Source organism: Streptomyces coffeae (genome assembly GCF_016741875.1).
In the GTDB taxonomy this organism is placed as follows: domain Bacteria; phylum Actinomycetota; class Actinomycetes; order Streptomycetales; family Streptomycetaceae; genus Streptomyces; species Streptomyces coffeae.
Genome location: NZ_JAERRF010000167.1, coordinates 1 through 719, shown reverse-complemented (window position 1 = coordinate 719; position 719 = coordinate 1). Strand labels below are relative to the sequence as shown.

1 protein-coding gene is annotated in these 719 nt (G+C 67.6%); it reads right to left on the bottom strand.

Annotated elements, in window-relative coordinates; all coding sequences use genetic code 11:
- The coding region (locus JK363_RS41505; RefSeq protein ID WP_236076597.1) for a LysM peptidoglycan-binding domain-containing protein at positions 1-694 on the bottom strand (694 nt) is incomplete at its 3' end.
- Positions 695-719 lie beyond the last annotated feature (25 nt).

Here is a 719-nt window from a genome sequence, read left to right as displayed (position 1 = left end):
TCTCACGCTGCGGGCTGAGGCCGCGGGTTGCCGGGGTGGGGACGTCTGCCGCTGATGTGGAGGGAGAGGAAGGCTTCGCCGGTGCGGTAGGCGGCGTTGGAGGAGTAGGAGGCCGTGGCGATGAGGCGGATGGGGTGACGGGGATGGTGAGTTGCCAGCCCGGCGTGAGCCGATCCGGGTCGCTCAGTCGGCCGCCGTCGGACTGAATGCGCGTCTTGTTCAGGGCGTAGATGCGTGGCCATTTCAGCGCATCGCCCAGGTGCGCCTCGGCGATGGTCCACAGGGTGTCGCCTTCAGCCACGGTGTACTCCACACTCCGGCTCTCAGCGGTCCTCGCTTCCCGCATCGAGGGGCGCTCGGTCTCCGACGATGCAGCCGGGTTGACAGGAGCCGTGGAAGCTACAGGGACGCGAAGATCTCCTGAGGTGGCATGGGGATGAGCATGCGCGGTGTAGGGCCGCCACAGACTGACCAGGGCCAGGACGAGTGTGCCGATACACAGCGCGGCCAGCGTCCGCTGCGCCGACAGCGTTTCCAGGTGGGCTGTGTGGGCCGTGCGGTCGCGCAGCAGCTGCGGCACATGGCCCGCGTACCAGGCGACTTCTTTGAGGATGGAGCAGGCGAAGGCAGCCCAGCACACCCAGCCGACCATGGCCAGGAGGTCGACGATGACCGAATCGGTGATGGGCTGCATGAGCCGTTCGCCTAGGTCCCGCCAA